The organism is Actinacidiphila acidipaludis (genome assembly GCF_019890725.1).
In the GTDB taxonomy this organism is placed as follows: Bacteria; Actinomycetota; Actinomycetes; order Streptomycetales; family Streptomycetaceae; genus Actinacidiphila; species Actinacidiphila acidipaludis.
In genome coordinates, this window is the sequence record NZ_JAINZZ010000017.1 from 80,289 (window position 1) to 104,872 (window position 24,584).

Annotated in this window: 23 protein-coding genes; 12 read left to right on the top strand and 11 right to left on the bottom strand. The window is 72.4% G+C overall.

Annotated elements, in window-relative coordinates:
- Positions 1-35 precede the first annotated feature (35 nt).
- On the bottom strand, positions 36-1,193 hold the full coding sequence (locus K7862_RS16195; protein WP_222963302.1) for a metallophosphoesterase: 1,158 nt from the start codon (positions 1,191-1,193) through the stop codon (positions 36-38).
- A gap of 280 nt (positions 1,194-1,473) precedes the next feature.
- Positions 1,474-2,580: a LacI family DNA-binding transcriptional regulator gene (locus tag K7862_RS16200; RefSeq protein WP_222963303.1), complete on the bottom strand. Its 1,107-nt coding sequence runs from the start codon at positions 2,578-2,580 to the stop codon at positions 1,474-1,476.
- 325 nt (positions 2,581-2,905) lie between these two features.
- Between K7862_RS16200 and hisC the strand changes: the two genes are divergently transcribed.
- The 4 genes from hisC to cydD all read left to right on the top strand — a co-directional run bounded on the left by hisC (position 2,906) and on the right by cydD (position 10,333).
- Positions 2,906-3,994, top strand: coding sequence for a histidinol-phosphate transaminase (gene hisC / locus K7862_RS16205; protein ID WP_222963304.1), 1,089 nt, complete (start codon positions 2,906-2,908; stop codon positions 3,992-3,994).
- Positions 3,995-4,197: 203 nt separating this feature from the next.
- Complete coding sequence (locus K7862_RS16210) at positions 4,198-5,706, top strand: cytochrome ubiquinol oxidase subunit I (protein WP_222963305.1); 1,509 nt, start codon at positions 4,198-4,200, stop codon at positions 5,704-5,706.
- Between the two features lie 18 nt (positions 5,707-5,724).
- Entirely contained in the window at positions 5,725-6,729 is a 1,005-nt protein-coding gene (cydB, locus tag K7862_RS16215; RefSeq protein ID WP_222963306.1) for a cytochrome d ubiquinol oxidase subunit II, read from the top strand.
- A gap of 55 nt (positions 6,730-6,784) precedes the next feature.
- A complete protein-coding gene (cydD, locus tag K7862_RS16220) occupies positions 6,785-10,333 on the top strand; it encodes a thiol reductant ABC exporter subunit CydD (RefSeq protein WP_222963307.1) in 3,549 nt (1,182 codons plus the stop codon).
- Between the two features lie 59 nt (positions 10,334-10,392).
- Here cydD and K7862_RS16225 read toward each other — a convergent pair whose 3' ends face one another.
- The 4 genes from K7862_RS16225 to K7862_RS16240 form a co-directional block, all read right to left on the bottom strand.
- Positions 10,393-11,331, bottom strand: a complete 939-nt coding sequence (locus K7862_RS16225; protein ID WP_222963308.1) for an HAD hydrolase family protein — start codon at positions 11,329-11,331, stop codon at positions 10,393-10,395.
- 185 nt (positions 11,332-11,516) lie between these two features.
- Entirely contained in the window at positions 11,517-12,017 is a 501-nt protein-coding gene (locus K7862_RS16230; RefSeq protein ID WP_222963309.1) for a DUF6344 domain-containing protein, read from the bottom strand.
- A gap of 191 nt (positions 12,018-12,208) precedes the next feature.
- Positions 12,209-12,499 (bottom strand): hypothetical protein, encoded by a 291-nt coding sequence (locus K7862_RS16235; protein ID WP_222963310.1) that lies wholly within the window; start codon positions 12,497-12,499, stop codon positions 12,209-12,211.
- A gap of 148 nt (positions 12,500-12,647) precedes the next feature.
- Positions 12,648-13,433 (bottom strand): VOC family protein, encoded by a 786-nt coding sequence (locus K7862_RS16240; RefSeq protein WP_222963311.1) that lies wholly within the window; start codon positions 13,431-13,433, stop codon positions 12,648-12,650.
- A gap of 194 nt (positions 13,434-13,627) precedes the next feature.
- On the opposite strand from K7862_RS16240, the gene K7862_RS16245 reads away from it, so the two are divergent.
- Positions 13,628-14,428 (top strand): hypothetical protein, encoded by an 801-nt coding sequence (locus K7862_RS16245; protein WP_222963312.1) that lies wholly within the window; start codon positions 13,628-13,630, stop codon positions 14,426-14,428.
- 70 nt (positions 14,429-14,498) lie between these two features.
- On the opposite strand, the gene K7862_RS16250 is transcribed toward K7862_RS16245, so the two are convergent.
- Positions 14,499-15,395, bottom strand: coding sequence for an LLM class flavin-dependent oxidoreductase (locus tag K7862_RS16250; protein WP_222963313.1), 897 nt, complete (start codon positions 15,393-15,395; stop codon positions 14,499-14,501).
- A 299-nt stretch (positions 15,396-15,694) separates the two neighbouring features.
- On the opposite strand from K7862_RS16250, the gene K7862_RS37605 reads away from it, so the two are divergent.
- The 4 genes from K7862_RS37605 (at position 15,695) to K7862_RS16270 (ending at position 17,877) form a co-directional block, all read left to right on the top strand.
- Positions 15,695-15,991: a hypothetical protein gene (locus K7862_RS37605; RefSeq protein ID WP_262413240.1), complete on the top strand. Its 297-nt coding sequence runs from the start codon at positions 15,695-15,697 to the stop codon at positions 15,989-15,991.
- Positions 15,992-16,079: 88 nt separating this feature from the next.
- Positions 16,080-16,328 (top strand): type II toxin-antitoxin system CcdA family antitoxin, encoded by a 249-nt coding sequence (locus K7862_RS16260; RefSeq protein WP_222963314.1) that lies wholly within the window; start codon positions 16,080-16,082, stop codon positions 16,326-16,328.
- On the top strand, positions 16,325-16,726 hold the full coding sequence (locus K7862_RS16265) for a DNA-binding protein (RefSeq protein WP_222963315.1): 402 nt from the start codon (positions 16,325-16,327) through the stop codon (positions 16,724-16,726). The genes K7862_RS16260 and K7862_RS16265 overlap by 4 nt, the downstream gene beginning before the upstream one ends.
- 191 nt (positions 16,727-16,917) lie before the next feature.
- Positions 16,918-17,877 carry a DUF3048 domain-containing protein gene (locus tag K7862_RS16270; protein WP_222963316.1) on the top strand — a complete coding sequence of 320 codons (960 nt, stop codon included), beginning with the start codon at positions 16,918-16,920 and terminating at the stop codon, positions 17,875-17,877.
- A gap of 75 nt (positions 17,878-17,952) precedes the next feature.
- Here K7862_RS16270 and K7862_RS16275 read toward each other — a convergent pair whose 3' ends face one another.
- The gene (locus K7862_RS16275) at positions 17,953-18,486 is read right to left on the bottom strand and encodes a MarR family winged helix-turn-helix transcriptional regulator (RefSeq protein WP_222963317.1); all 534 of its coding nucleotides are present in this window, start codon (positions 18,484-18,486) and stop codon (positions 17,953-17,955) included.
- Positions 18,487-18,599: 113 nt separating this feature from the next.
- On the opposite strand from K7862_RS16275, the gene K7862_RS16280 reads away from it, so the two are divergent.
- Together K7862_RS16280 and K7862_RS37610 are read left to right on the top strand one after the other, a co-directional pair.
- On the top strand, positions 18,600-19,025 hold the full coding sequence (locus tag K7862_RS16280) for a nitroreductase/quinone reductase family protein (protein WP_222963318.1): 426 nt from the start codon (positions 18,600-18,602) through the stop codon (positions 19,023-19,025).
- Between the two features lie 5 nt (positions 19,026-19,030).
- Positions 19,031-19,198: an SDR family NAD(P)-dependent oxidoreductase gene (locus K7862_RS37610; RefSeq protein ID WP_222963319.1), complete on the top strand. Its 168-nt coding sequence runs from the start codon at positions 19,031-19,033 to the stop codon at positions 19,196-19,198.
- 113 nt (positions 19,199-19,311) lie between these two features.
- Here the strand turns inward: K7862_RS37610 and K7862_RS16290 are convergent, their stop codons facing one another.
- The 3 genes from K7862_RS16290 to K7862_RS16300 are packed head-to-tail and all read right to left on the bottom strand — an operon-like array spanning position 19,312 to position 23,273.
- Complete coding sequence (locus K7862_RS16290) at positions 19,312-20,340, bottom strand: MerR family transcriptional regulator (RefSeq protein WP_308012018.1); 1,029 nt, start codon at positions 20,338-20,340, stop codon at positions 19,312-19,314.
- A 31-nt stretch (positions 20,341-20,371) separates the two neighbouring features.
- Positions 20,372-21,274 carry a metal-dependent hydrolase gene (locus K7862_RS16295; protein WP_222963320.1) on the bottom strand — a complete coding sequence of 301 codons (903 nt, stop codon included), beginning with the start codon at positions 21,272-21,274 and terminating at the stop codon, positions 20,372-20,374.
- A gap of 22 nt (positions 21,275-21,296) precedes the next feature.
- Positions 21,297-23,273 (bottom strand): SDR family oxidoreductase, encoded by a 1,977-nt coding sequence (locus K7862_RS16300; protein ID WP_222963321.1) that lies wholly within the window; start codon positions 23,271-23,273, stop codon positions 21,297-21,299.
- 203 nt (positions 23,274-23,476) lie between these two features.
- On the opposite strand from K7862_RS16300, the gene K7862_RS16305 reads away from it, so the two are divergent.
- The gene (locus K7862_RS16305) at positions 23,477-24,583 is read left to right on the top strand and encodes an ABC transporter ATP-binding protein (RefSeq protein ID WP_222963322.1); all 1,107 of its coding nucleotides are present in this window, start codon (positions 23,477-23,479) and stop codon (positions 24,581-24,583) included.
- The last annotated feature ends 1 nt before the right edge of the window (position 24,584 follow it).

Genomic DNA, 24,584 nt, shown 5'->3' on the forward strand with positions numbered 1-24,584 from the left:
TGTCGCCTGACGTATCTCTGACGTTCCGTCAGTTGCTAGCCGACCAGGGGAAGTTGAGCGACCAGCAGGCGGCCGTCCATGGTGACCCCGCCGTCCATCGCCACAGCCAGGTTCTCCGCGTAGATCATCGGCCCGTTCACCGTGTGACCCCGCTCCTCGCCGTCCACCGGGTGGTCCCCGCCGGCCTCGCCGAGCAGATACGGAATCGGGCTGTGACCGTGCACGACCCTCTTGCCGCCGTAGGTGGCGAGCAGTTCCCGGGCGGCCTCGGGGCCGTCGTCGCCACGGAAGGCGAACCGCTTGGTGAACTTCCGGAACAGGTCCCAGCACTCGTCGGCGTCGGCGCGCTGCAGCACACCGGTGACCGCGTCGTTCATTTCCTCGACGCTGCTGCCGTAGTCCAGGTAGGCGGTGGTGTCCGAGTGCACCAGCAGGTGGCCGTCGGTGACATGGGCGGCGTCGAGCCGGGAGATCCAGGTGAGGTGACGGTCCTCCAGGCGCTCCATGTCGGAGGGCTGGCCGCCGTTGAGGCGCCAGGCCGCGAGGAAGGAGGCGGTGCCGCCGGTGGAGTTGACCGGGGTGTCGCCGAAGCGGTGGGCGCCGAGCAGCAGCAGCTCGTGGTTGCCCATGAGGGCGCGGCAGTAGCCGCCGGCCGCCGCGGCTTCGGCCGAGAGCTGCATGACGAGTTCGATGACGCCGATCCCGTCGGGCCCGCGGTCGGTGAAGTCGCCGAGGAACCACAGCCGGGCGCTGCCCGCGGACCAGTGGCCCTCCTCGTCGACCAGACCGGTCTCCCGCAGTGCGGCCAGCAGTTCGGCGAGGTAGCCGTGGACGTCGCCGACGACGTACAGGGGCCCCGGGCGGTCGCCCTGTTCGGAGCGTGGGGTGATCACCGGCAGGTCGTGGGCCGTCGGCGTGTACTCCGGCGGGACCAGGGCGGTGTCGTGGTGGGTGGGCTCGTAACCGGCGGGCACCGGGGGCGCGGTCACTCCGGCGTCGTACGAGGCGTGCGCAGCGGCGACCTGGCCGGGGCCGGCCGGGCCCTGGTCGTACGCGGAACCCGCGGGCGCGTAACCGTGTTCGTACCCGGCGGCCGCTTCGTAGCCGGGCGCCGTCCCGTATCCGGGCGCGGGTTCGTAGCCGGGCTCGTACCCGGCACCGGGTTCATACCCCTGACCTGCCCCCTGAGTCATCGACCCCTCCACGATCGCGCCGCCATTCGCCCATCATAGGAATGACGCTGGCGCGTTGTGACATACCCAGGCACCCGGGTTTTCCCAAGGTCCAGACAAACCACCCCGAATACCGCTCCTCCGCTCCGGTCGGACGCCCGCCCGGCGCCTCTCCGCGAGTTTCGGCTGTGCGGGTCCGGCCGTTCGAGTCCCGGGTTCTTCGGTCCCGGCTTCTTCCGTACCGGGTTCTTCGGTCCCGGCTTCTTCCGCCCTGGCTGCGTGCGTACCGGGTCCGCGAACCTCAGCCCTCTCCGCGTTGCGGCCCCCGCGGCGGGCTGACCGTCGTGCGGTGCGGGCGGCGCTGCGAGGAGGCGCGGATGATCAGCTCGGTGGGCATCACCTGCTGCACCGGGTGCTCGGGACCGATCCCCTCGATCGCGTCGATGAGCAACTGCACGACCGCCGTGCCGATCCGGCGCGGCTGAAGGGAGAGTGTGGTGATCGGCGGATCGGTGCCGGCGTAGCCGCCGCTCTCGCTGCAGCAGACGAGCAGCAGGTCGTCGGGGACGCGTAACCCGTAGCGGCGGGCGGCGGCGAGCAGGTCGGTGCCGTTGGGGTCGAACAGGCCGTACACGGCGTCGGGGCGGTCGGGCCGCGCTAGTAAGCGGTCCGCGGCGACGGCGCCGGCACACGGGTCGTGCGCCGGGTACGCCTCGTAGACCGGTTCCTGACCCACGCGTTGGCACCACTCCAGGTAGGCGGTGGTGGACAGCTTGGTGTACGTGTCGGTGCTGGTTCCGGTCAGCAGCCCGATCCGGCGGGCGCCGGCCGCGGCGAGGTGGTCGAGGATGCCGAGCACGGCGTCCTCGTGGTCGTTGTCGACCCAGGCGTGCACGGGCAGGCTGCCGGCCGGACGCCCGTCGCTGACCACCGGTACACCCTGCCGGACGAGTTCGGTGACCACCGGGTCCTGGTCGGACGGGTCGATGACGACGGTGCCGTCCAGCGCGACGTTGCCCCACACGTCGTGACGGGAGGAGGCGGGCAGGATGACCAGGGCGTAGCCGCGGGCGAGCGCGGCCGAGGTGGCGGCGCGGGCCATCTCCGCGAAGTACGCGAACTCCGTGAAGGTGAACGGTTCTTCGCCGTACGTCGTCACCGTCAGGCCGATCAGCCCCGATCTGCCGGTCCGGAGGGTGCGCGCGGCGGCGGAGGGGCGGTAGCCCAGCCGGTCGGCGACCTCGCGGACATGGCGGCGGGTGGCGTCGGGCAGTCGGCCCTTGCCGTTGAGCGCGTCGGAGACAGTCGTGATCGAGACTCCGGCGGCAGCGGCGACGTCCCTGATCCCCGCCCGCTCCAGCCGGCGTCCGACGGGGCGGCTCGCCTGGTGTTTCCCTGCTGCTGTCATGGCGTGCCGATCCTAGGGCTGTCCTGGTCCATCCAGCTTCCGGCCGCTGGACCAGGCGGAAGAACGGTTTCTGCAAGATCGAACACCGTATGCAAGGTGGAATATGCAGGCGGCAGGCCCTGCGACACGGGAGATGACCGCTCACCGCCCGTCCGGACCCCGCCATTGGCCCTGTCGCAGCCCTTCCGGCAACTCACTCCTACGGGGGACGCGCGCCACCGCGCACGCCACCCGGGCATGCGTCCGCGGCCCCCCGCGGACCTGTGGCAGAGCGCACTCCCGCTCGCCTCTCCCCAGTCCTCCGCGCGGCTCGTAGGGTGAGGTCATGACCACCCCCAAGCTGCGCGCGGAACTGGACAGCATCCCCACCTACAAGCCCGGGCGACCCCCGGCTGCGGACGAAGACGGGGCCCAGACCGGGCCTGCCTTCAAGCTGTCCTCGAACGAGAACCCGTACCCTCCGCTGCCCGGGGTCCTGGAGGCGGCGATCGCCGCCGCGGGGTCCATCAACCGCTACCCCGACATGGCCTGTTCGGCGCTCACCGACGAGCTCGCGGCGCGCTTCGGCGTTCCCGCGGAGCACGTGGCGACCGGCACCGGCTCGGTGGGTGTGGCCCAGCAGCTCCTGCAGGTGACGTCCGGCCCCGGCGACGAGGTCATCTACGCCTGGCGGTCCTTCGAGGCCTACCCGATCATCACCCGGATCAGCGGCGCGACGGCGGTGCACGTTCCGCTCGACGCCGACGAGCGGCACGACCTGGACGCGATGGCGGACGCGGTCACCGAGCGCACCCGGCTGATCTTCGTCTGCAACCCGAACAACCCGACCGGCACCGTGGTGCGGCGGGCCGCCCTCGAGCGGTTCCTCGACCGGGTGCCGTCCGACGTCCTGGTGGTGCTGGACGAGGCCTACCGGGAGTTCATCACCGACGAGGAGGTGCCCGACGGCGTCGACCTGTACCGCGAGCGCCCGAACGTCGCGGTGCTGCGGACCTTCTCCAAGGCGTACGGCCTGGCGGGGCTGCGGATCGGCTTCGCGATCGCGCACGACCCGGTCGCGGCGGCGCTGCGCAAGACCGCGGTGCCCTTCGGCGTGAGCCAGCTCGCCCAGGACGCGGCGGTGGCCAGCCTGCGCGCCGAGCCCGCGCTGCTGGAGCGGGTGGCCGGTCTGGTGGCCGAGCGCGCCCGGGTGGTCGAGGCGCTGTCGGGCCAGGGCTGGACGGTGGCCGAGACCCAGGCGAACTTCGTGTGGCTGCGGCTGGGGGAGCGCACCACGGACTTTGCCGCGCAGTGCGAGCGGGCCGGCGTGACGGTCCGGCCGTTCGCGGGCGAGGGCGTCCGGATCACCATCGGTGAGGCCGAGGCGAACGCGATCCTGCTGCGGACCGCGGAGTCCTTCCGCAAGGAGCTGTAGCCGGCCTCCGAAGGCCCGTAGGGCCCGAATTTCCGGGCTTGTGCCCCCTGACCCACCCCCGGTGTCAGGGGGCTTTTCCGCGTGCGCGATACTACTTTGTGAATGTATTCACGTTCACAAGCGGATGTGGCGTACCCCTACGTCATGTCTTGTCAGGTGAACCCGGGCGAAGGACTCGCCCGAGCGGAAAGGGAGGCGAAACCGTGCAGATCGCGCTGGGATCGCTGGACATCGCCCGCTGGCAGTTCGGTATCACGACCGTCTACCACTTCCTCTTCGTGCCGCTGACGATCTCGCTGTCCGCGATGACCGCGGCACTGCAGACCGCCTGGGTGCGGACCGGCAAGGACAAGTACCTCCAGGCGACCAAGTTCTGGGGCAAGCTCTTCCTGATCAACATCGCCATGGGCGTCGTCACCGGCATCGTGCAGGAGTTCCAGTTCGGCATGAACTGGTCCGCCTACTCGCGCTTCGTCGGCGACATCTTCGGCGCCCCGCTGGCCTTCGAGGCGCTCATCGCCTTCTTCTTCGAGTCGACCTTCATCGGCCTGTGGATCTTCGGCTGGGACAAGCTGCCGAAGAAGATCCACCTGGGCTGCATCTGGATGGTCTCGCTCGGCACGGTCCTGTCCGCCTACTTCATCCTGGCCGCCAACTCCTGGATGCAGCACCCGGTCGGCTACCACTACAACCCGAAGACCAAGCGGGCCGAGCTCGACGACTTCCTCGCGGTGCTCACCCAGAACACCGCCCTCGCCCAGTTCTTCCACACCATGTCGGCCGCCTTCCTCACCGGCGCCGCGTTCATGATCGGAATCTGCGCCTACCACCTGGCCCGCAAGAAGCACATCGCGGTGATGCGCTCCTCGCTGCGGATGGCGCTGGTGGTGGCGGTGGTGGCGGGCGCGCTCACCGCGATCAGCGGGGACACCCTCGGCAAGGTCATGTTCAAGCAGCAGCCGATGAAGATGGCGGCGGCCGAGGCGCTGTGGGACGGCCAGAAGGGCGCGCCGTTCTCGATCTTCGCGGTCGGCGATGTGAACAAGGGCCACAACGAGGTGGCCGTCGAGGTGCCCAACCTGCTGTCCTTCCTCGCCACCGACGACTTCGGCTCCTACGTCGGCGGCATCAACGACGTGAACAAGGCCGAGCAGCAGAAGTTCGGCCCCGGCGACTACCGGCCCAACATCCCCGTCGCGTACTGGGGATTCCGCTGGATGATCGGCTTCGGCGTCATCTCGATCGGGGTCGGCGCGGCCGGGCTGTGGCTGACCCGCAGAAGGTTCTGGCTCGCACCGGAGCACCGGACAGGCGAGGACGAAGTGCCGCATCTGATGCTCACCCGGGGTCTGCGGATCAACGAGGGGCTGTCCCGCTGGTACTGGCGGATCGCCCTGCTGACCATGGTCTTCCCGTTGCTCGCCAACTCCTGGGGCTGGATCTTCACCGAGACCGGCCGCCAGCCCTGGGTGGTCTACGGGGTGCTGCGCACCAAGGATGCGGTCTCCCCCGGCGTCTCGGCCGGCGAAGTGCTCACCTCGGTGATCGTCTTCACGGCCCTGTACGCGGTGCTCGCCGTCATCGAGGTGCGGCTGCTGGTCAAGTACGTCAAGGCCGGCCCACCCGAGCTGACGGACGACGACCGCCGCTCCCCCACCCGGATCGGCGGCGACCGCGAGGACGCCGACCGGCCGATGGCCTTCTCGTACTGAGCAGCTGAGGAGCGCGACATGCATCTCCACGACGTGTGGTTCGTCCTGATAGCCGTCCTGTGGACGGGCTACTTCTTCCTCGAGGGGTTCGACTTCGGAGTCGGCATCCTCACCAAGCTGCTCGCCCGCGACCGCGCCGAGCGCCGGGTGCTGATCAACACCATCGGCCCGGTGTGGGACGGCAACGAGGTGTGGCTGCTCACCGCGGGCGGTGCGACCTTCGCCGCCTTCCCCGAGTGGTACGCCACCCTCTTCTCCGGCTTCTACCTGCCGCTGCTGGTCATCCTGGTCTGCCTGATCGTGCGCGGTGTGGCCTTCGAGTACCGGGCCAAGCGGCCGGACGAGCGCTGGCAGCGGAACTGGGAGCACGCGATCTTCTGGACCTCGCTGGTGCCCGCGGTGCTGTGGGGCGTGGCCTTCGCCAACATCGCCCGCGGGGTGAAGATCGACGCCGCCAAGGACTACGTCGGCAGCGTCTGGGACCTGTTCAACGGCTACGCCCTGCTGGGCGGACTGGTCACGCTGACCCTCTTCACCTTCCACGGCGCGGTGTTCGTCTCGCTGAAGACCGTCGGCCCGATCCGGGAACGCGCCCGGGCACTGGCCAGCGTGGCCGGAGTGGTCGCGGCCGTCGCGGCGGCGGCCTTCCTGATCTGGACCCAGGCGCACAGTGGCGACACCTGGAGTCTGGTGGCGCTGATCGTGGCAGTGGCCGCGCTCGCGGCGGCCGTCGGTGCGAACCTCGCGGGCCGCGAGGGCTGGGCGTTCGCCTGCTCCGGGATCACCATCGCCGCCGCGGTGGCGATGCTGTTCCTCTCGCTGTTCCCGGACGTGATGCCCTCCAGCCTCAACAGCGACTGGTCCCTGACCGTCACCAACGCCTCGGCGACCCCGTACACCCTGCGGATCATGACCTGGTGCGCGGGCATCGCGACGCCGCTGGTGCTGCTCTACCAGGGCTGGACCTACTGGGTGTTCCGCAAGCGCATCGGCACGCAGCACATCGCGGAAAGCCTGCACTGATGGCCCGGCACTCGCGAATGTTCCACGTGGAACAGCGCGAAAGGGGATGTTTCACGTGAAACCTGTCGACCCTCGACTCGTGCGGCACGCCCGGACGACCGGCGCCTTCCTCGCCGGATCCGTCCTGCTCGGCCTGGTAGGAGCCGTGCTCCTGGTCGTCCAGGCCACGCTCATCGCCGATGTGGTGGTCGGCGGCTTCCAGCACGGGGACTCCCTCGGGGCACTGCGGGGTGACCTGCTGGGCCTGGTCGCGGTCGCGGGAGGCCGGGCACTGGTGGCCTGGCTCACCGAACTGTGCGCCCACCGGGCCGGAGCGGCCGTGAAGTCGGAGCTGCGGCGCCGGCTGCTGGAGCGGGCGACCGCTCTCGGGCCCGCCTGGCTCAGCGGCCGGCGCAGCGGCGAACTCACCACGCTCGCCACACGCGGCATCGACGCCCTGGACGACTACTTCGCCCGCTACCTGCCGCAGCTGGGTCTCGCGGCGGTGGTGCCCGCGGTCGTCCTGGCCCGGATCGCCACCGCCGACTGGGTGTCGGCGCTGACCATCGTGATCACGCTGCCGCTCATCCCGCTGTTCATGGTGCTCGTGGGCTGGGCCACCCGGGAGCGGATGGACCGCCAGTGGCGGCTGCTCTCCCGGCTGTCCGGGCACTTCCTCGACGTCGTCGCCGGGCTGCCCACACTCAGGGTGTTCGGCCGGGCCAAGGTCCAGGCCGAGAACATCCGGGCCATCACCGGCGAGTACCGGCGCGCCACGCTGCGGACCCTGCGGATCGCGTTCCTCTCGTCCTTCGTCCTGGAACTGCTCGCGACGATCTCGGTGGCCCTGGTCGCCGTCGGCATCGGCATGCGGCTGGTGCACGGCGAACTGGACCTGCGTACCGGCCTGCTGGTGCTGGTGCTGGCGCCCGAGGCCTATCTGCCGCTGCGGCAGGTGGGCGCGCAGTACCACGCGGCGGCGGAGGGACTGGCCGCCGCCGAGGAGGTCTTCGCGGTCCTGGAGGCCGAACCGGCCCGCGTCCCTGGTGACCTGGCCGCCCCCGACCTGCGCACCACCGTCATCACCGTGGACGGCGTCGAGGTGCGGCAGGACGGGCTGCTGGCGCCCACCACCCTGCGCGTCACACCCGGCGAGACCGTGGCGGTCACCGGACCGAGCGGGGTGGGCAAGTCGACGCTGCTCAACGCCCTGCTCGGCTTCGCGGTCCCCGCGGCCGGGCGGATCCTGGTCGACGGTGTCGACCTCGCCCGGATCGACCCGGCGTCCTGGCACGCCCAGATCGCCTGGGTGCCGCAGCGTCCGCACCTGTTCGCGGGCACAGTCGCCGAGAACGTGCGCCTGGCCCGTCCGGACGCCACCGACACGGAGATCCTGGCCGCGCTGTCCGCGGCCGGCGTCCGTGACTTCGCCGGCCCCGGCACCGTGCTGGGTGAGGACGGGGCCGGACTGTCCGCGGGGCAGCGCCAGCGCCTCGCCCTGGCCCGGGCGTTCCTCGCCGACCGCCCCCTGCTGCTGCTCGACGAGCCGACAGCTCATCTCGACGGTGACACCGAGGCGTCGGTCATCACGGCGCTGCGGCGTCTCACCCGTGGCCGCACGGTCATGATGACCGCCCACCGCCCGGCCCTGCTGCCCCTGGCCGACCGCGTGCACGCACTGGCCTTCCCCCTACCGGCCGACGACGCCGCACGCGTCACCCCGGCCGCCACCGCACGGCCGCTGCCCGCCGAGATGCCCGGGAGCGGGCTCACCGAGGCCACCGCCAGCGTGACGGCGCTCCCGCCGCGGGTTCCCGCGCCCCGGACCGCGGACCCGGCGGCGGACCGGAAGCCGCGCGACACCCCCTCCGGCGGCAGCCGGCTGATGGCCGGGCCGGTCACCGGACTGGTGCGGGCACCGGGATTCCTGCGGCGTCTCACCGGCGCGGCCGCGCTCGGTGTCCTCGCGCTCGGCTGCGCGGTGGGTCTGATGGGGACCTCCGGCTGGCTCATCAGCCGGGCCGCCCAGCAGCCCCCGGTGCTCTATCTGATGGTGGCCGTGACGGCTACCCGGACGTTCGGCATCGGACGCGCCGTCTTCCGCTACGCCGAGCGCCTGCTGGGCCACGACGCGGTGTTCCGGGCGCTGGCCGAGGTACGCGTCGGGGTGTTCCGGCGGCTGGAGCGGCTCGCGCCCGCCGGGCTGGGCACCACCGCGCGCGGCGACCTGCTGTCCCGGCTGGTCGCGGACGTCGACGCGGTGCAGGACTGGTTCCTGCGCTGGCTGCTCCCGGCGCTCGTCGCGGGCGCCACCGCCGTGCTCACCGCGGTCGCCGTCGGCTGGCTGCTGCCGGCCGCGGGCATCCTGCTCGGCGTCGGCCTGCTCCTCGCCGGAGTGGCCGTCCCCGCGCTGTCGGCGGCGGTCGCCCGCCGGACCGAGGACCGCGTCGCCCCGGTGCGCGGGGAGCTGTCCTCGCGGGTCCTCGGCCTGTTCACCGGCACCGCGGAGCTCACCGTCACGGGCGCGCTGCCCGCACGCCGGGAGGAGACCGCCGCGACCGACCATGAACTGCGGCGTATCGCCGCGCGCTCGGCCGCCGCGACCGCGCTGGGAGCCGGTCTCACCGCCCTCATCACCGGCCTGACCGTCACCGGCTGCGCCGCCGTGGGCGTGCAGGCGGTCGCAGCCCACCGGGTGCACGGCGTCCTGCTGGCCGTCCTGGTGCTGACGCCCCTGGCCGCGTTCGAGGCCGTCGCCGGGATGCCGGCCGCCGTCCAGCAGCGGCAGCGCAGCCGCCGCGCGGCCGAACGCGTACGGGAGGTCCTGGACGCTCCGGTGCCCGTCCAAGAGCCGCGGCACCCGGCGCCCGCGCCCGCCACGCCCTACCCCGTCGTCCTGCGCGGCGTGACGGCACGTCACCCCGGCCAGGCGGAACCGGCCGTGTCCGGGCTGGACCTCACGCTCACCGAGGGCCGCCGCGTCGCGGTCGTCGGCGCGTCCGGCGCGGGCAAGACGACGCTGGCGCACGTCCTGCTGCGGTTCCTCGACGCCGAAGACGGTTCGTACACCCTCGCCGGGCAGGAGGCGTCGGGGCTCGACGGCGACGACGTCCGGCGGCTGGTCGGTCTGTGCGCCCAGGACGCGCACGTCTTCGACAGCACCGTGCGGGAGAACCTGCGGCTCGCCCGCCCGGGCGCGGGAGACGACGAGTTGCGGGCGGCCCTGGCGGCGGCCCGCCTCGACGTGGACCTGGACCTGGCGGTCGGCGAACACGGCGCCCGTCTGTCGGGCGGGATGCGGCAGCGGCTGGCCCTGGCCCGGGCGCTGCTGGCCGACTTCCCCGTTCTGGTCCTGGACGAGCCCGCCGAGCACCTGGACCTGCCCACCGCCGACGCCCTCACCGCCGACCTGCTGGCGGCGACCCGCGGCCGGACGACCGTCATCATCACGCACCGCCTGGCCGGGCTGGCCGGCGGCGCCGTGGACGAGATCGTCGTCCTGGACGGAGGCCGCGTCGTGCAGCGCGGTGGCTACGCCGAACTGGCGGCGGCGGACGGCCCGTTCCGCCGCACCCTGCGGAAGGAGCAGGCCGCCGAACCGGTGCCGGCGGCCGCGGCGGCCTGAGGGCACGCCCGCGTCAACGGCGGATCCAGGACCAACTCGGAGAGGGTGCCGGCGTCCGCTCAGCGCCGGCGTGCGGCGACGATCCGCTCGATGACCTGGGCCACGCCGTCCTCCTCGTTGGACGCCGTGTGGAACACGGTCGCGGCCAGCACACGGGGATGGGCGTTGGCGACCGCGTAGGAGGTTCCCGCCCAGCTCAGCATGGCCAGGTCGTTGGGCATGTCCCCGAAGGCCACGACCTCGTCCGCGGTCACCCCGCGCTCCGCGCAGCACTTGGCGAGCGTCGTCGCCTTGCTGACCCCGGCACCGCTGATCTCGAGCAGTGCGGTCTCGCTGGAACGGGTGATCTCCGCGTGCGGTCCGGCGACGGCCAGGGCGGTGGCGAGGAAGTCGTCCGGATCGATGGACGGGTGCTTGGCCAGCAGCTTCAGTATCGGGTGCGCGCGGTCCTCGGCGAGGAGGACGTCGATGGGCGCGCAGGCGCCGGGATCGTCCGGCTCCAGGGCCTCATAGCCGGGCTCCCGCCGGAAGAGGGCGGTGCGCTCGACCGCGAACGCGGTTCCGGGCACGGCCTCGCGCAGTGCGTGCGCGACGGCGAGTGCGTCGGACTCCGGCAGCGGGAACGCCTCGATCAGCGTGCCGGACCGCAGGTCGAAGACCGCGGCGCCGTTGCCGACGATGCCCATGCCGTGGCTGGCCAGATGGTCGGAGACCACGCCCATCCAGCGGGCGGGGCGTCCGGTGACGAAGAAGACCTCGATCCCTGCCGCCTCCGCGGCGGCGAGTGCGGCTGTCGTGCGCGGCGAGACGGTCTTGTCGTCCCGCAGCAGGGTGCCGTCCAGGTCGGTGGCGATCAACCGCGGAGCGGGATCGTCGAACGACTCGTGCGGCGCCGGGAGCACGGTGGCCGGCGTGGCCACGGGGTGGTGCGCGTCCGGGTACGGATCGGCCGGCTCGCTGGGCCCGGTGGGCTCGGTGGCTGAGGTCACGATCCCCATCCTCCCGCACTGCACCGGTGCCCCGCACAAAGGTGCGGACTGCGGCTCATGGGAGCCGGTGGTGCCTGCGGTCGGAACGGTGCGCCCGGTGGGGCGGTGGTGGTGCTGGTCTGACACGGCGCCGGAGAACGGTGCCGTCTGCCGGACGGTGTCGCCCGGCCGTGCGCCGGAATGCGGCGGGAGCGTCAGCCGCGCAGGGCGGCGAGCTTGCGCCGGGCGGCGGCCACGGGCTGCGCGGGGCGCTTGGCGTGTGCCGCCGGCTTCTCGGTGACCGTGTGCTCGGGGACGGTCATCAGACCGCCGCATCCGTCGTCGACCAGGAGCGTTCCGGCGGGCAGGGTGCGCGATCGCGGGGTGGATCCGTGGGCCTCGGCGCTGATGCGCTGCTTCATCGTGGGCGGCAATGTGCGCCCGCGGTCGAGGAGGAGCGGTTCGTAGGCGCGCGGTGCGGGCACGCGGTACGGCTCCCGCCGGCCTCCCGAAGGGGAGCCTCCCGGCGAGCCGGCTTCCCGCGCGGGCGGCACGGCCGCGGCCAGCGCGCCGCACTCGGTGCCGGTGAACTCCGCCGACTGGGCGGCGGTCTGCGAGCGGGTGGCCGCGGTGGTGAACCCGAGCGCGGCGACGCACTTGAGGAGGACGCTGAGCAGCGCACCCCAGAAGGTCCTGATGTTGGCGGTAGCAGCCATGACTTCTCGACCTCTCGCTTCCTCGTGATCCGGTGAACCGACTAGTCCGATCATGCGGAAGCGAGCACAGAATCCGAGGAGCCGCACCTCGAATCCGGCGATATTCACATCAACGCCACCCGAGTGGCGCAATCAGGGCGTTCCCGGAACCGCCGTGAGGGTCCCGGGAACGCTTTTTTCGCTGCTCCGGCTCACCGGCCGAGGCTCTCCAGCCCCGTCTTGAGATCGTCGGGGTTCATGACCGGACGGAGACTGACCGACGCGCCTGCCTGGAAGAAGGGCTCCGCGACGCTCGGGATCCGGTTGGAGTCCGGGAGGTCGAAGACCATCAACGCGGTCCGCTCGCCTTCCCAGGCCGTGAAGTAGGCCGCCTCCGGCTTGAGTTCCTCGATGATCCCCTCGAGGGTCTTGCCCAGCGTCCCGTCCGTGACGAGCTGGTTCGCCTTCTCGGTGTCCATTTTCGCCGTCAGCAACATGCGCATGACGCTCACCTTCCCGGTGACCCGCGTCCGGCGCACCGCGCCCTTCTGCGCACGACCGAACACCGGACGCGCTTTACCTTCAAATCTCCTCCGCCCGCACAGGGCACGCAACCCGCACAGGGCACGCAACCCACGCCCTGCCGCGCGGTCAGCCGGCGGTCGCGAGCGCGACGATGGCGAAGACCGCGCCCTGCGGGTCCTGCAGGACGGCCATGCGACCGACCTTGTCCATGTCGAAGGCCGGTGCCAGGACGTTGCCGCCGGCGTGCACCAGCGCGTCCACCGTGCTGTCGACGTCGTCGACGGAGAAGTTGACCAGCCAGTGCGGCGGCGTCCCCTCGGGCAGGTTCTCCATGCTCTGCATGCTGCCGATCGTGCGGCCCTTGACCTGGAAGCCGGTGAACTCGGGCAGCTCGGGCATCGGGCCGGAGTCCAGGCCGAGGGCGGTCCGGTAGAACGCGCTCGCCGCGTCGGCGTCCGGGGTGTGGAGCTGGTTCCACACCAGGGCGCCCGGCTCGTTGACGATCTGCGCGCCGCCGAAGTCCTTCGGCTGCCAGACGCCGAACACCGCGCCCGTCGGGTCCGCGGCGACGAGCATCCGGCCGATCGTGCCGACATCGGCGACCGGGACGATCACCTTGCCGCCGCCCGCGTTCACCGCGGCCTGTGTCGCGTCCGCGTCGGAGCTGCTGAAGTAGGTGGTCCAGGAGGGCGGCGGCGAGGGCTGTCCCTCCATCTGCGGGGTCTGCATGATTCCGGCGACCGGCTTGCCCCGCAGGGTGCACATCGAGTACCCGCCGAACTCCTCGGGTCCGACCTCGCCCTGCCAGCCGAACAGGTCCCGGTAGAAGTCCAGAGCGGCCTGCTGGTCCGGGACCATCAGGTCGACCCAGCAGGGGGTGCCGGGCTCGTACGGGGTGGTGACTTCGGACATCTCGCATCTCCAAGCGGTGATCCGGATCCGGGGTCGCCGGGCGGGCTCGCACGGCCCTGCCCGGGCCCCGACGTGTCGGTGCTCCCTCCCCTCCTCCACCTTGGCCGCGCCCATCCGATCCCGCCATCCGGCGGCGGTCGTCCGGCGGGCGGTCGCGCCCCGCCACAGAATGTGACCGAGGAGAGGAGCGGCACATGGACATCCGACCCGGCAACGATCTCGGCGGCCCCCGGCCCGGTGGCCGCGCCACGGGCAGCGCCCCGGTGCTGGCCTTCTTCCTGGCGATGGCGCTGGCCCTGGGACTGGCGGCCGCCGCCGCCGGGTGCGACGGGACCGGCGGCGACAGCGCGCGGCAGGGCGGCGGGCACGGGGCCGCGGGCGGCGCCGGCACCAGCCCCGCGAACACACCCGGCGCGGGCGCGGTTCCCTCCGTGGCCGAGCTGAAGTCGGCGCTGCTCACCGCGCACGACATCGGGCTCGGTTCGACGGTCGACCCCAGCAGCATCGGCGGCGCCTCGATCCGCGGGTGCGAGCCGCTGGCCGGCACGCTGAACGCCTCGATGGCCGCGGCGTCGCGGCCCGGGCAGCCGGCCGCCTCGTCCGGGATCGCCGGCAGCGGCACCGGACCGTTCGTCGCGGAGGCGCTGACGACGAAGGCGCCGTCGCAGCTCGCGGCCGACTACGCCAGGACGCGCGCGGCCCTCAGCGCGTGCCGCTCCCTGACGCTGACCACCGGCGGCACCCGCGTCACCTTCGCCCTGACCCCGACCAGCTTCGGCGGTTCGGGCACGGCCTCCGCGCAGCTCGCCGCGAAGGTCCAGGGCCTCGGCGTGCACGGCTACCTGGCGATGGAACGGCTCGGGCCGGTGGTCCTCAGCTACTACTTCTTCGAACTCGGCGGCAGCTCGTCCGAGCCCGCCTCCACCTTCTATCGGCAGGCGGTCGCCAAGGCCGGCCGGGTGCTGGCGGTCCCGGCGTCGGGCCAGGCGGGCTGAGCGCGGCGGATCGCGTCAGGCGGGCTGAGCCGGGTGGGTCGCGTCAGGCAGGCTGGGCGGGGCGGTCGCGTCAGGCGAGCTGAGCCGGGGCCTCGGCGGCGATCCGCTCGAACACCGCGTGGTCGTAGGCGAAGTCGGAGTCCGGGATCGGCCAGTGCACGACGAGTTCGTCGATGCCGGCCTCCGCGTGCCGTCCCGCGAAGTCGACGAACGCGTCCACCGAGGTGAAGGGCGCCGCGTAGTCCGGGGTGAAACCGCTCAGCAGGATCTTCGGCACGTCCTCGGGGGAACGGCCGGCCTCGGTGAGGGCGGCGGAGATCCGCTCGACCTGGCCGCGGACGGCGGCCAGCGACTGCTCGGGGGTGCCCGACTCGTACAGCGCGGGGTCGCCGGTGGTCACCCAGGCCTGGCCGTACCGCGCGGCCAGCCGCATGCCGCGGGGGCCGGTGGCCGCGACGGCGAACGGCAGACGCGGCCGCTGCACACAGCCCGGGACGGTCCGCGCCTCCGTCGCCGCGTAGTAGGTGCCCTCGTACGTCACGGCCGGCTCGGTCAGCAACCGGTCCAGCAGGGCGGTGAACTCGGCGAAGCGGTCCGCGCGTTCCTTCGGCGACCAGGGCGCTTGTCCGAGGACCGTCGCGTCGAAGCCGGTGCCGCCTGCGCCGATGCCCAGCGTCACCCGGCCCTCACTGACCTCGTCGAGCGTCATCAGCTCCTTGGCGAGGGTCACCGGGTGCCGGAAGTTCGGGGAGGTCACCATCGTGCCCAGCCGGATCGTCCCGGTGACGCCGGCCGCCGCCGTGAGCGTCGGGAGCGCGCCGTACCAGGGGCCGTCACGGAACGGCACCCGCCACGACAGATGGTCGTACGTGTACGCGGCGTGGAACCCCGACTCCTCGGCCCGCTGCCAGATGCCGCGACCTTCGGCCCAGCGGTAGATCGGCAGGATCGCAATGCTCAGGTGCATGCGGACGAGCCTACGAGCAACGGATCGCGCAGCGGCGTCGACCCGCGTTCACCGAGTTCTTCGGCAGCGACGAGCTGATCCTCCCGCCGGAGGACACCGAGGACCGCGTCAACTCCTACTACAGCCACCGGCAGCAGGCCGCCACCGTCGGCCAAGGTCCCCGCCGCGCCCGGGGCGGCCAGGGCGCCACCCCGGAACCGCCCCGCTTCACACTGCCGGCCGAACTGGCCGATGCGGAGACCGTCGGCATCATCTACGACCAGGTCGACGGACTCAACTTCTACGCGGACTACGGATCGTTGCGGGACCTGTTCGCGGATCCTGACGGTCCGGGCCGCAAGTACCGCCAAGACCTGCTCCGCACCTATCTGCGCGAGGAGCCGATCACACCGCTGCCGATTCGCCGCCTGGCCGCCACACACCCGACGACCGTCGACACGGTGTTCCGGAGGCTTCTGCGGCAGCCCGGTTTCACCTGGAACGAGCACGGCGACGCCCTGCTACGACGACGCAAGCCCTGGTACTACGAGGTCGAGCCGCGCCCCGGGGTCTCCGTCATCGGCGACCGGCTCAGTGAACTTCTCCGTGTCCAGTGACGCTGAGTGCATGCTGGTAGCCGACGGGCTGCACGCCCTGAGACGGTGAGAAGGGCGCCCGCAGTGCGTACTGCGGCATGCTCGCAGTATGGCTGACACGACGCGGATCACGGTAACGCTGCCGACTGAGCAGGTGGCGGAGCTGAAGAAGCTCACGGACAACGTCTCCGGCTATGTGGCCGAGGCAGTCGCCCGCCAGATCAGACACCAACTGCTCGGGGCCGACCTACGAAGCTACGAGGACGAGCACGGGTCCTTCAGCGAGGAGGAGCTGGCCGAGGCCCGAGCGCGTGTCACGGGAGCGATGCAGACCACCGGAGGCGCGAGCGCCGCGTGAGTCAGCACGTCGAGTCCGTGGTCCTGGGCAGCGAGGGCCTCTCCGCCTGGGTCGCTCAGGAACGGAAGGTCCTCGGCCTGCTGAAGGTGTTTCACGAGATGGGCGCGGACCTGATCATCAGCGCGAACACCATCGTGGAGGTCAGCCATTCCCGCGTGAACATGCCGCGGCTCCAGTGGACAGTGTCCCGGGTCAAGGTGGAGCCCGTCACCGAGCAGACCGCCAAGGAGGCGGCGCGGCTCCTCAAGACGGCCGGCCTGCACGGTCACAAGTACGCCGTCGACGCGACCGTCGCGGAAGGGGCCCTGCGGCAGGCCGGACCCGTGGTCCTCCTGACGTCGGACATCGACGACATGGCCCGCCTGTGCGGCAAGCGCATCGGGCTCATCGGCCTCTGAGTCGCAGAACCGGTTCGCCCGCGACCCCGCCGGCGGCACGCCCGGCCGGTCCGCCCGGTCCTCTGCCACGCCTGGCCGTGAAGGCCACGGGTTCCGGCGGCAAGAGGTGGAAATGTCGTGTTTGTGCCTAGACTTTTTCATGACTCCGCGGCGGAGCCGGACGGTGCGCGGCGGCCGAAGGAGGCGGGGATGTGGACAAGAAGGCCAAGGTGGGGGCGGTAGCCGGGGTCGCGGCGGTGCTGGTGGGCGCCGGGGTGGGGGTCGCGACCATGGTCGGGGGCGGCGGCGGGCCGGCTCCCTCACCGAGTGTGGCGTCGGGCGCCGTCGATCCGCTGAGCGGGCTGCCGGGAAAGGGGAGCCTGCTCGTGGTGAAGATCGACAACGTGGGGCCCGCGCGGCCGGCGGTCGGCCTGGCGCAGGCGGACATCGTCTACATCGAGCGGGTCGAGGGCGGGCTCAGCCGCATCATCGCCGTGTACGGCGGGGCGCAGAAACCGTCGGTGATCGGGCCGGTGCGCAGCGCCCGCGAGACCGACCTGCAGGTGCTATCCGCCTTCGGCAAGCCCGCGTTCGCGTACAGCGGCGCCGTGAGCAAGTTCGTCCCGGTGCTGAAGCGGGCCGACGTGATCAACGTGGCCCCCGCGGAGAAGGCGCGCGCCTACTTCCGCAGCACCGACCGCGCGGCGCCGCACAACCTGTTCGTGCGGACCCCGGGACTGACCGACGGCGCCTCGGTGGCCAAGGACATCGGGCTGCACTTCGGCGCCCTCCCGGCCGGGGGCGCCGCGGCCGCCTCGGCCAACGCCGGACTGCCCGCCGCGACCTTCCGCTTCACCTGGAACGACGCCGCCGCGTCGTACGCCGTGCTCATGGACGGGCACGACACGGCACCGGCCCGCCCGGAGAACGTGATCATCCAGCACGTCAAGGTGACCGACTCCCCCAGGGGGTTCGTCGACACGAACGGCGGCGGCAAGGTCAGCGAGCCCTTCAGCCAGACGGTCGGCTCCGGCACCGCCACCGTGCTGCGCGACGGCAAGGAGTTCACCGTGAACTGGAGCCGCCCGAACCCGGCCGCCGGCACCACCTTCACGTACCACGGCAAGCCGTTCCCGCTGCACCGCGGTCAGACCTGGATCGTGCTCGACTGAGGACGCCGAGCTCCCACTGCCGAACTCCGACTGCCGAACTCCGACTGCCGGGCCCGCCGCCGACTGCTCCGGCCGTCAGTCGCCGGAAGCGGCAGGACCGGTCATGCCGCCGCCCCCCGAACGTCCGGTGGAGCCCGGGCGTTCGGCGAGTCCGGCCCACGGCGGTGAGGCGTCGTCGGCCGAGCCGGTGCCGACGTTCGCGGCGAGCCGGGTCAGCAGAGCGTCCAGCACCTCGCGGTCGTCGTCGCTCAGACCGGCGTTGAGGCGGCGGTCGAACTCCACGGCGGTGTCGCGCAGGCGGAGGAAGGCGGCCTCGCCCTCCTCGGTCAACTCCACGACGTGCACGCGGCGGTTGGCCGTGTCGCGGCGGCGGGTGATCAGGCCGCGGGTGTCCATCGCGTTGAGGTGGTGCGTGAGCGTGGCCTCGCGGACGCCGACCGCGGCGGCCAGTTCGCGCTGGTTGCCGGGACGCCCGATCTTCAGGTTGAGCAGGATCAGCCACACCGGCAGCGAGCCGCCGGCCCGGTCGAGGGCCTCGTCGAACGCGCGGCTCACGACGCGGGCGGTCCGGCTGAGCTGCAGTCCGGTGGGCGTCCTGTGGGGGTGCATGTCCCCGAGCCTATCACTATCCATAGACATCGAAGCATTTGACTCCTGACGCTTCGATATCTAACGTCGAGAGTGTCGAAAGCAGCCGACCCAGGCCGTACCCAGGAGGCACCATGACTGCCACCCACTACCTGTGTCCCCCATGGGCCGCACGGGTCATCGGTGGGCGGATGGCCCGGCTGTTCAAACCGCGGGTCGTCAGCGTCCTGTCGGTGCCGGGACGCACCACCGGCACCTGGCGCTCCACACCTGTCGCCGTCCTCGGCCACAACGGGCAGGAGTACCTGATGGCCGCCTACGGGCACACCGAGTGGTCGCGGAACCTGCGCGCCTCCGGGACCGGCAGGCTCACCCGGCGGGGCGCCGTCGAGGAGTTCACCGCCGAGGAGGTCCCGGCCGACGAGCTCCCCGCACTCGTCGAGGAGTACCTGCGCCGGTTCGGCGCGATGCCGAACGTCACCCGGACCTTCCAGGCTCTGCCCGACCCCGCCGACCACCCGGCCTTCCGCATCACCATCACCGGGCGCGGGACGAGGTGACGGGCGTGGCCGCACCGGAGGACCGCCTCGGAGCGCGGGTCGCCCTGGTCACGGGCAGTTCGCGGGGCATCGGCGCCGCCGTCGCCGCACGCTTCGCCCGGGCCGGGGCGCAGGTCGTCGTCCACGGCCGGGACGCGGACGCCGTCTGGCCTCGGACGCGGCCTCCTGGGTGACCGGGGTGGTGCTCGACGTGGCCGGCGGCGCCGTCATGGTCTGACCGCCGTCATGGTCGGAACGCCCTCATGGTCGGAACCCGCCGGGCCGCGATCCGCCGCATTCCTCCCGCTCACGCCTGGTGGTCGTCCGCCAGGGCGTCCATCCGGCGGGCCGCGACCTCACGATCCGCCGCGGCGGCCACGAACGCGGCGACCCGCTCGGTCCCGACGAGCTCCCGCACCGCCTCCACCGTCGCCGCGGGCAGGGCGACCGGAACGGCAACCGGAACATCCGCGGCCGGACGCGTGGCGGAGTCGGAAGGAGCGGCGGAAACCGGGCCCGAGTCCGGCGCGGGGTCGGCGGGGGGTGAGGTGACGGGTGAGGTGACGGGCGAGGGAAGCGCGGCTGTGAGGCCCGCGCTGCCCAGGTGCCGGCGGATGTGCTCCGTGGCCCGCTGCCGCATGGCCCGCGCCAGTTCCGCGTCGACGGTCTGCTGGGCGAGCGGACGCAGCCGCCGTACGAGGCCGGCCGCCTCCTCGGCCTCGGCGTCGCTCGGCGGGTGGTGCAGGAACCGCTGGAAGACGTACTCGGTGGTGAACTCCAGGAAGCGCTCCGAGATGTGCTCGACCTGCTCGCGCAGCTCCCGCAGATGACCGGTGATCGCGGTCAGCGGCACACCGGCCGCGTGCAGTTCGACCGCGACGGCCAGCTCCTGGGGGCTGGGGACGAGGAACTCGTCGTCGCTGCCCGGCACCGGTTCCAGGACGCCGAGCCCCAGCGCCTCCTCGATCGCCGTCAGGTCGGTGACGCCGTGGAACGCGGCGGTCAGCTCCGCGAGCGTCATCCGCACGGGCTGCTCGTCGGACCACGGCCGGTCCACCTCGCCGACCAGGCCGAGGACACCGCCGAGCCCGGTCCCGGCGTCCCACGCCGCGAGCAGTTCCTTGATGCTGGCCAGGCTGTAGCCGCGCTCCAGCAGATCGGCGATCTGCCGGAGGCGGGCCAGGTGGGCGTCCCCGTACACGTTGGCCCGGCCCCGGCGCTCGGGCCGGGGCAGCAGTCCGCGGTCGGTGTAGGCCCGGATGGTGCGGACCGTCGTCCCGCTGAGATGGGACAGGTCCTCGATCCGGTACACGGCCTGGTGGGCGGCGCTGGTCACGCCCTCACTCCTCGTTCGTCCCTGCGGCGGGTCAGGAGGTCGCGGCGCGTCCGGCCGGGCCGCCGCCCCCGGCCGCCGCCTGGGCGGCCGGGGAGAGCGCGAGGTACTCGACGGCCTTGCGCAGCGATCCCTCCTGCGACGGATGGTACGACCGCCCCAGGTAGCGGGGCATCGCCGCGTTCAGCGAGGCCCACGACGGCAGCAGCCCGCGGCGGGCCGCGGCCCGGTGGTCGGCGAACCGGTAGCGCCCGCCCGTCAGTTGGGGATCGTGCCGCAGCAGATAGCGGGCGCCGACGATCCACAGGTAGACGAGCGCCGGCCAGGCGAGCGCCATCCCCTCCGCGCGGCGCAGGTAGCGCAGGGCCCCGCTGCCGCCGGCGTGCTGGTACATGTCGAAGGCGACCGCGCGGTGCTCGACCTCCTCCGCGCCGTGCCAGCGGAGCAGGTCCAGCATGACCTCGTCGGTGCCGGACTCGTCGAGCGCGCCCGCCTCCAGCACCCAGGCCCCGAGGATCGCCGTGAAGTGCTCGATCGCGGCGATCAGCGACAGCCGGAACCGCAGCCACTCGCGCCGGGGCAGGGGTATGCCGAACGGCGGCCGCTCGCCGAGGAGCACGTCGAACATCCACTCCACGTGCCGGGTGTAGGCGGCGGTGTCGAGCCGCTGCTCGGCCAGGTGCTCCAGCACATAGGCGTGCTGGACGCTGTGCGTGGCCTCCTGGCCCATGAACCCCTTGACGTCCTTGAGCAGCTTCTCGTCGGTCACCAGCGGCAGCGCCTCCTTGAACACCTTGACGAACCACCGCTCCCCGGCGGGCAGCAGCAGATGCAGCACGTTGATGACATGGGTGGCGGTCGGCTCGCCGGGGATCCAGTGCAGCGGGGTCTGCTTCCAGTCGAACGAGACCCGTCGCGGCTTGATCGCGTACGTCATGGAACCTCTCCTTGCCAGGGGATCAGAGTCGGGGCTCGACGCGGGACAGGGCCCGCAGGGCGCGAGGGGACAGCCGGGACAGCAGCCGTATGCCGCGGGCCTCCGGCGTCACGGCGACCACCGCGGTGTCCTGCCGCGCCGCGCGGACGACGGCCCGGGCGACCTTCTCCGGCGGGTAGTTGCGCAGCCGGTAGAGCCGGGCGGTGCTCGCCCTGCGGCGCTCCTGCTCCTCCTCGCTGACGCCCGCGTGCCGCGCGCTCGCGGTGATCGGGGTGTTCACCAGGCCGGGGCAGATCGCCGTCACCCCGATGTGGTGGGGCGCCAGTTCGGCGCGCAGGCACTCGCTGAGCATGAGCACCGCCGCCTTGGAGGTGCTGTAGGCGGGCAGCGACTTCGAGGGCTGGAAGGCCGCCGCGGAGGCGGTGTTGACGATGTGGCCGCCCTGGCCGCGCTCGACCATGCGGCGCCCGAACACCCGGCAGCCGTGGATGACGCCCCACAGGTTCACGTCGAGGACCTGCTTCCAGTCCTCCACGCTGGTGTCGAGGAAGCGGCCCGCCAGACCGATCCCGGCGTTGTTCACCACCACGTCGGGCACGCCCTGCGTCGCGCAGGTGCGGTCGGCCAGCTTCTCCATCGCCTCGCCGTCCGAGACATCCACGGTCTCGGCCCATGCCCCGGCCGCCCCCGCCGCCAGCGCCGACTCGGCCGTCCGCGCGGCCCCTTCGGCGTCCCGGTCGACGACGATCACCCGCGCCCCGGCCTCGGCGAACGCCAGCGCGGTGGAGCGGCCGATGCCGCTGGCCGCGCCGGTGACCAGCACCAGCTGTCCGGCGAACCGCTCCCGGGCGCCGGGCAGCGCCTTGCCGAGCACGGCCGCCTCCTTGCCCGGTCGCGACGTCGCACCCCTGCCGCCTGCCGTGGCCGTCTTGCCGACCCTCCCGTCCCCGCCGCCGTGCTCCCGGCTGTCGGCATCCCTGTCGTGGTCCTGGTCCGCCGGCCCGGAGCCGGTCTCGGTCGCGACCACGAAGTCGGTGATCCAGCGGGACAGTTGATCGGGCCGGGACCGCGGCACCCAGTGCTTGGCCGGCAGGGTGCGGCGTGTCAGGTCCGGCACCCAGGCGTCCAGGTCGTCGTAGAGCCGCTCGGACAGGAACGCGTCGCCGGTGGGCGTGATCAGCTGGACGGGCACGTGTGCGAAGGCGTCGTCCCGCGGACTGCCCAGCCGTCGGCGGACGTTGTCCCGGTACAGCCAGGCGCCGTGGGCGGCGTCCTCGCGCAGTGACGCGGTGGGATAGCCGTCCGGGGGCAGCTTCTCCACGCGGGCCAGCAGCTTGGGCCACTGCCGGCCGAGCGGCCCGCGCCAGGCCAGTTCGGGCAGCACCGGGGTGTGCAGGGCGTAGACGTACCAGGACTTGGCGCCCTGGACGAGCACCTGGGCCGCGCGGCGCGGGGTGGGGCGGCGGACCCGGCGCCGGATCCAGTGGCCGAAGTGGTCCAGGCAGGGACCGGAGATCGAGGTGAAGGACGCCAGCCTGTCCCGCGTGGCGGTCACCGTCGCGAACTCCCAGCCCTGGACCGATCCCCAGTCGTGGCCGACGAGATGGACCGGCCGGTCCGGGCTGACCGCGGCGGCCACGGCCAGGAAGTCCTCGGTCAGCTTCTCCAGGGTGAACCCGCCTCGCAGCGGCTCGGGCGCGCTCGACCGGCCGTGCCCGCGCACGTCGTAGAGGACCACGTGGAACCGGCCGGCGAGCCGCCGGGCGACCTCGGACCAGACCTCCTTGCTGTCCGGATAGCCGTGCAGCAGCACGACCGTGGGCAGCGCCGCGTCCCCGTACTCGGCGACGCACAGCCGCACCCCGCCGCTTCCGTCGACGAACCGCTCGCGCACCCCGGCGTCCCCGCCCGCAGCCGCCGCGTCCGCCGCCCCGCCCGCGGTCTCGCCGGCGTCCCCGTCCGCGCTCTCGTCCGCGCTCTCGTCCGCGTTCCCGTTCATGCCCGTCACCCGTCCCTCGGCCCTTCCCGAAGCTGACACCAGTCAATGTGACAGCCGACGATGGCAGGGTCAAGGGTCCCTCACAGCCTGTGGACAACCGGCGGTGAACCCGGGCCGGGCGGACGGCCCGCCACCGACCCTGACCTGCGCCACTCCTGCGGGGGAGTGACCCCTACGGGACATCAGTCCGCAGGAGTAGGCGAATGCGAGACTCCCGAGGGACGCACGGATGTGGCGCGGACCACTACGGTCGTCCCGTGACTGTGATCGCTACCGAAAGCCTGAGCAAGCGGTACCCACGGGTGACCGCCCTCGACCGGCTGACCGTGGACGTCAACCCGGGTGTGACCGGGTTGGTCGGCGCCAACGGGGCCGGCAAGTCGACCCTGATCAAGATCCTGCTGGGGCTGTCCCCGGCGACCGAGGGGCGCGCCCGTGTGCTCGGACTCGACGTGGCCACCGACGGCGCCGAGATCCGCGGCCTGGTCGGCTACATGCCGGAGCACGACTGCCTGCCGCCGGACGTCTCGGCGACCGAGTTCGTCGTGCACATGGCCCGGATGTCGGGCCTGCCGCCGACCGCGGCCCGCGAACGCACAGCGGACACCCTGCGGCACGTCGGGCTGTACGAGGAGCGGTACCGCCCGATGGGCGGCTACTCGACCGGCATGAAGCAGCGCGTCAAGCTCGCCCAGGCGCTGGTGCACGACCCGAAGCTGGTGCTGCTGGACGAGCCGACGAACGGCCTGGACCCGGCCGGCCGTGACGAGATGCTGGGCCTGATCCGCCGCGTGCACACCGACTTCGGCATCTCCGTCCTCGTCACCTCGCACCTGCTCGGCGAACTGGAGCGCACCAGCGACCACATCGTCGTCATCGACGGCGGGAAGCTGCTGCGGGCCTCCTCCACACGGGACTTCACGCAGGAGACGGCCTCGCTCGCGGTCGAGGTCACCGACCGCGAGCAGGACCTGCTGGTGATGCTGGGTGCGGCGGGTCTGACCGTGCAGTCCAGCGGCCACCTGCTGCTGGTCGACATGGCGGACGAGGAGTCGTACGACCTGGTGCGCGACGCGGTCGCCCAACTCGGCGTCGGCCTGGTCCGGATGGAGCAGCGCCGGCACCGCATCGCCGAACTGTTCACCGACGACAACCCCTACGGCCACCCCGAGGACGGTCCCGAGGGCGGTCCCGACGACGGCCCCGGCGACGGCCCGGACAGCCCCGCCGGCGACCGCGCCGAAGAGAAGAGCGGCACCCCGGCCGCGCCCGGAACGAGCCAGGAAGGAGACGGCCGTGACGCAGCCTGAC

What these genes read in the sequence shown, in the direction of transcription:
- hisC (WP_222963304.1), top strand. Translation starts at nt 2,906, where the DNA reads ATGACCACCCCCAAGCTGCGCGCGGAACTGGACAGCATCCCCACCTAC.
- K7862_RS16305 (WP_222963322.1), top strand. Translation starts at nt 23,477, where the DNA reads ATGCGAGACTCCCGAGGGACGCACGGATGTGGCGCGGACCACTACGGT.
- K7862_RS16295 (WP_222963320.1), bottom strand. Translation starts at nt 21,274, where the DNA reads ATGACGTACGCGATCAAGCCGCGACGGGTCTCGTTCGACTGGAAGCAG.
- K7862_RS16245 (WP_222963312.1), top strand. Translation starts at nt 13,628, where the DNA reads ATGGACATCCGACCCGGCAACGATCTCGGCGGCCCCCGGCCCGGTGGC.
- cydB (WP_222963306.1), top strand. Translation starts at nt 5,725, where the DNA reads ATGCATCTCCACGACGTGTGGTTCGTCCTGATAGCCGTCCTGTGGACG.
- K7862_RS16280 (WP_222963318.1), top strand. Translation starts at nt 18,600, where the DNA reads ATGACTGCCACCCACTACCTGTGTCCCCCATGGGCCGCACGGGTCATC.
- K7862_RS16300 (WP_222963321.1), bottom strand. Translation starts at nt 23,273, where the DNA reads ATGAACGGGAACGCGGACGAGAGCGCGGACGAGAGCGCGGACGGGGAC.
- K7862_RS16235 (WP_222963310.1), bottom strand. Translation starts at nt 12,499, where the DNA reads ATGCGCATGTTGCTGACGGCGAAAATGGACACCGAGAAGGCGAACCAG.
- K7862_RS16260 (WP_222963314.1), top strand. Translation starts at nt 16,080, where the DNA reads ATGGCTGACACGACGCGGATCACGGTAACGCTGCCGACTGAGCAGGTG.
- K7862_RS16275 (WP_222963317.1), bottom strand. Translation starts at nt 18,486, where the DNA reads ATGCACCCCCACAGGACGCCCACCGGACTGCAGCTCAGCCGGACCGCC.
- K7862_RS16225 (WP_222963308.1), bottom strand. Translation starts at nt 11,331, where the DNA reads ATGGGGATCGTGACCTCAGCCACCGAGCCCACCGGGCCCAGCGAGCCG.
- K7862_RS16250 (WP_222963313.1), bottom strand. Translation starts at nt 15,395, where the DNA reads ATGCACCTGAGCATTGCGATCCTGCCGATCTACCGCTGGGCCGAAGGT.
- K7862_RS16200 (WP_222963303.1), bottom strand. Translation starts at nt 2,580, where the DNA reads ATGACAGCAGCAGGGAAACACCAGGCGAGCCGCCCCGTCGGACGCCGG.
- K7862_RS16240 (WP_222963311.1), bottom strand. Translation starts at nt 13,433, where the DNA reads ATGTCCGAAGTCACCACCCCGTACGAGCCCGGCACCCCCTGCTGGGTC.
- K7862_RS16230 (WP_222963309.1), bottom strand. Translation starts at nt 12,017, where the DNA reads ATGGCTGCTACCGCCAACATCAGGACCTTCTGGGGTGCGCTGCTCAGC.
- K7862_RS16195 (WP_222963302.1), bottom strand. Translation starts at nt 1,193, where the DNA reads ATGACTCAGGGGGCAGGTCAGGGGTATGAACCCGGTGCCGGGTACGAG.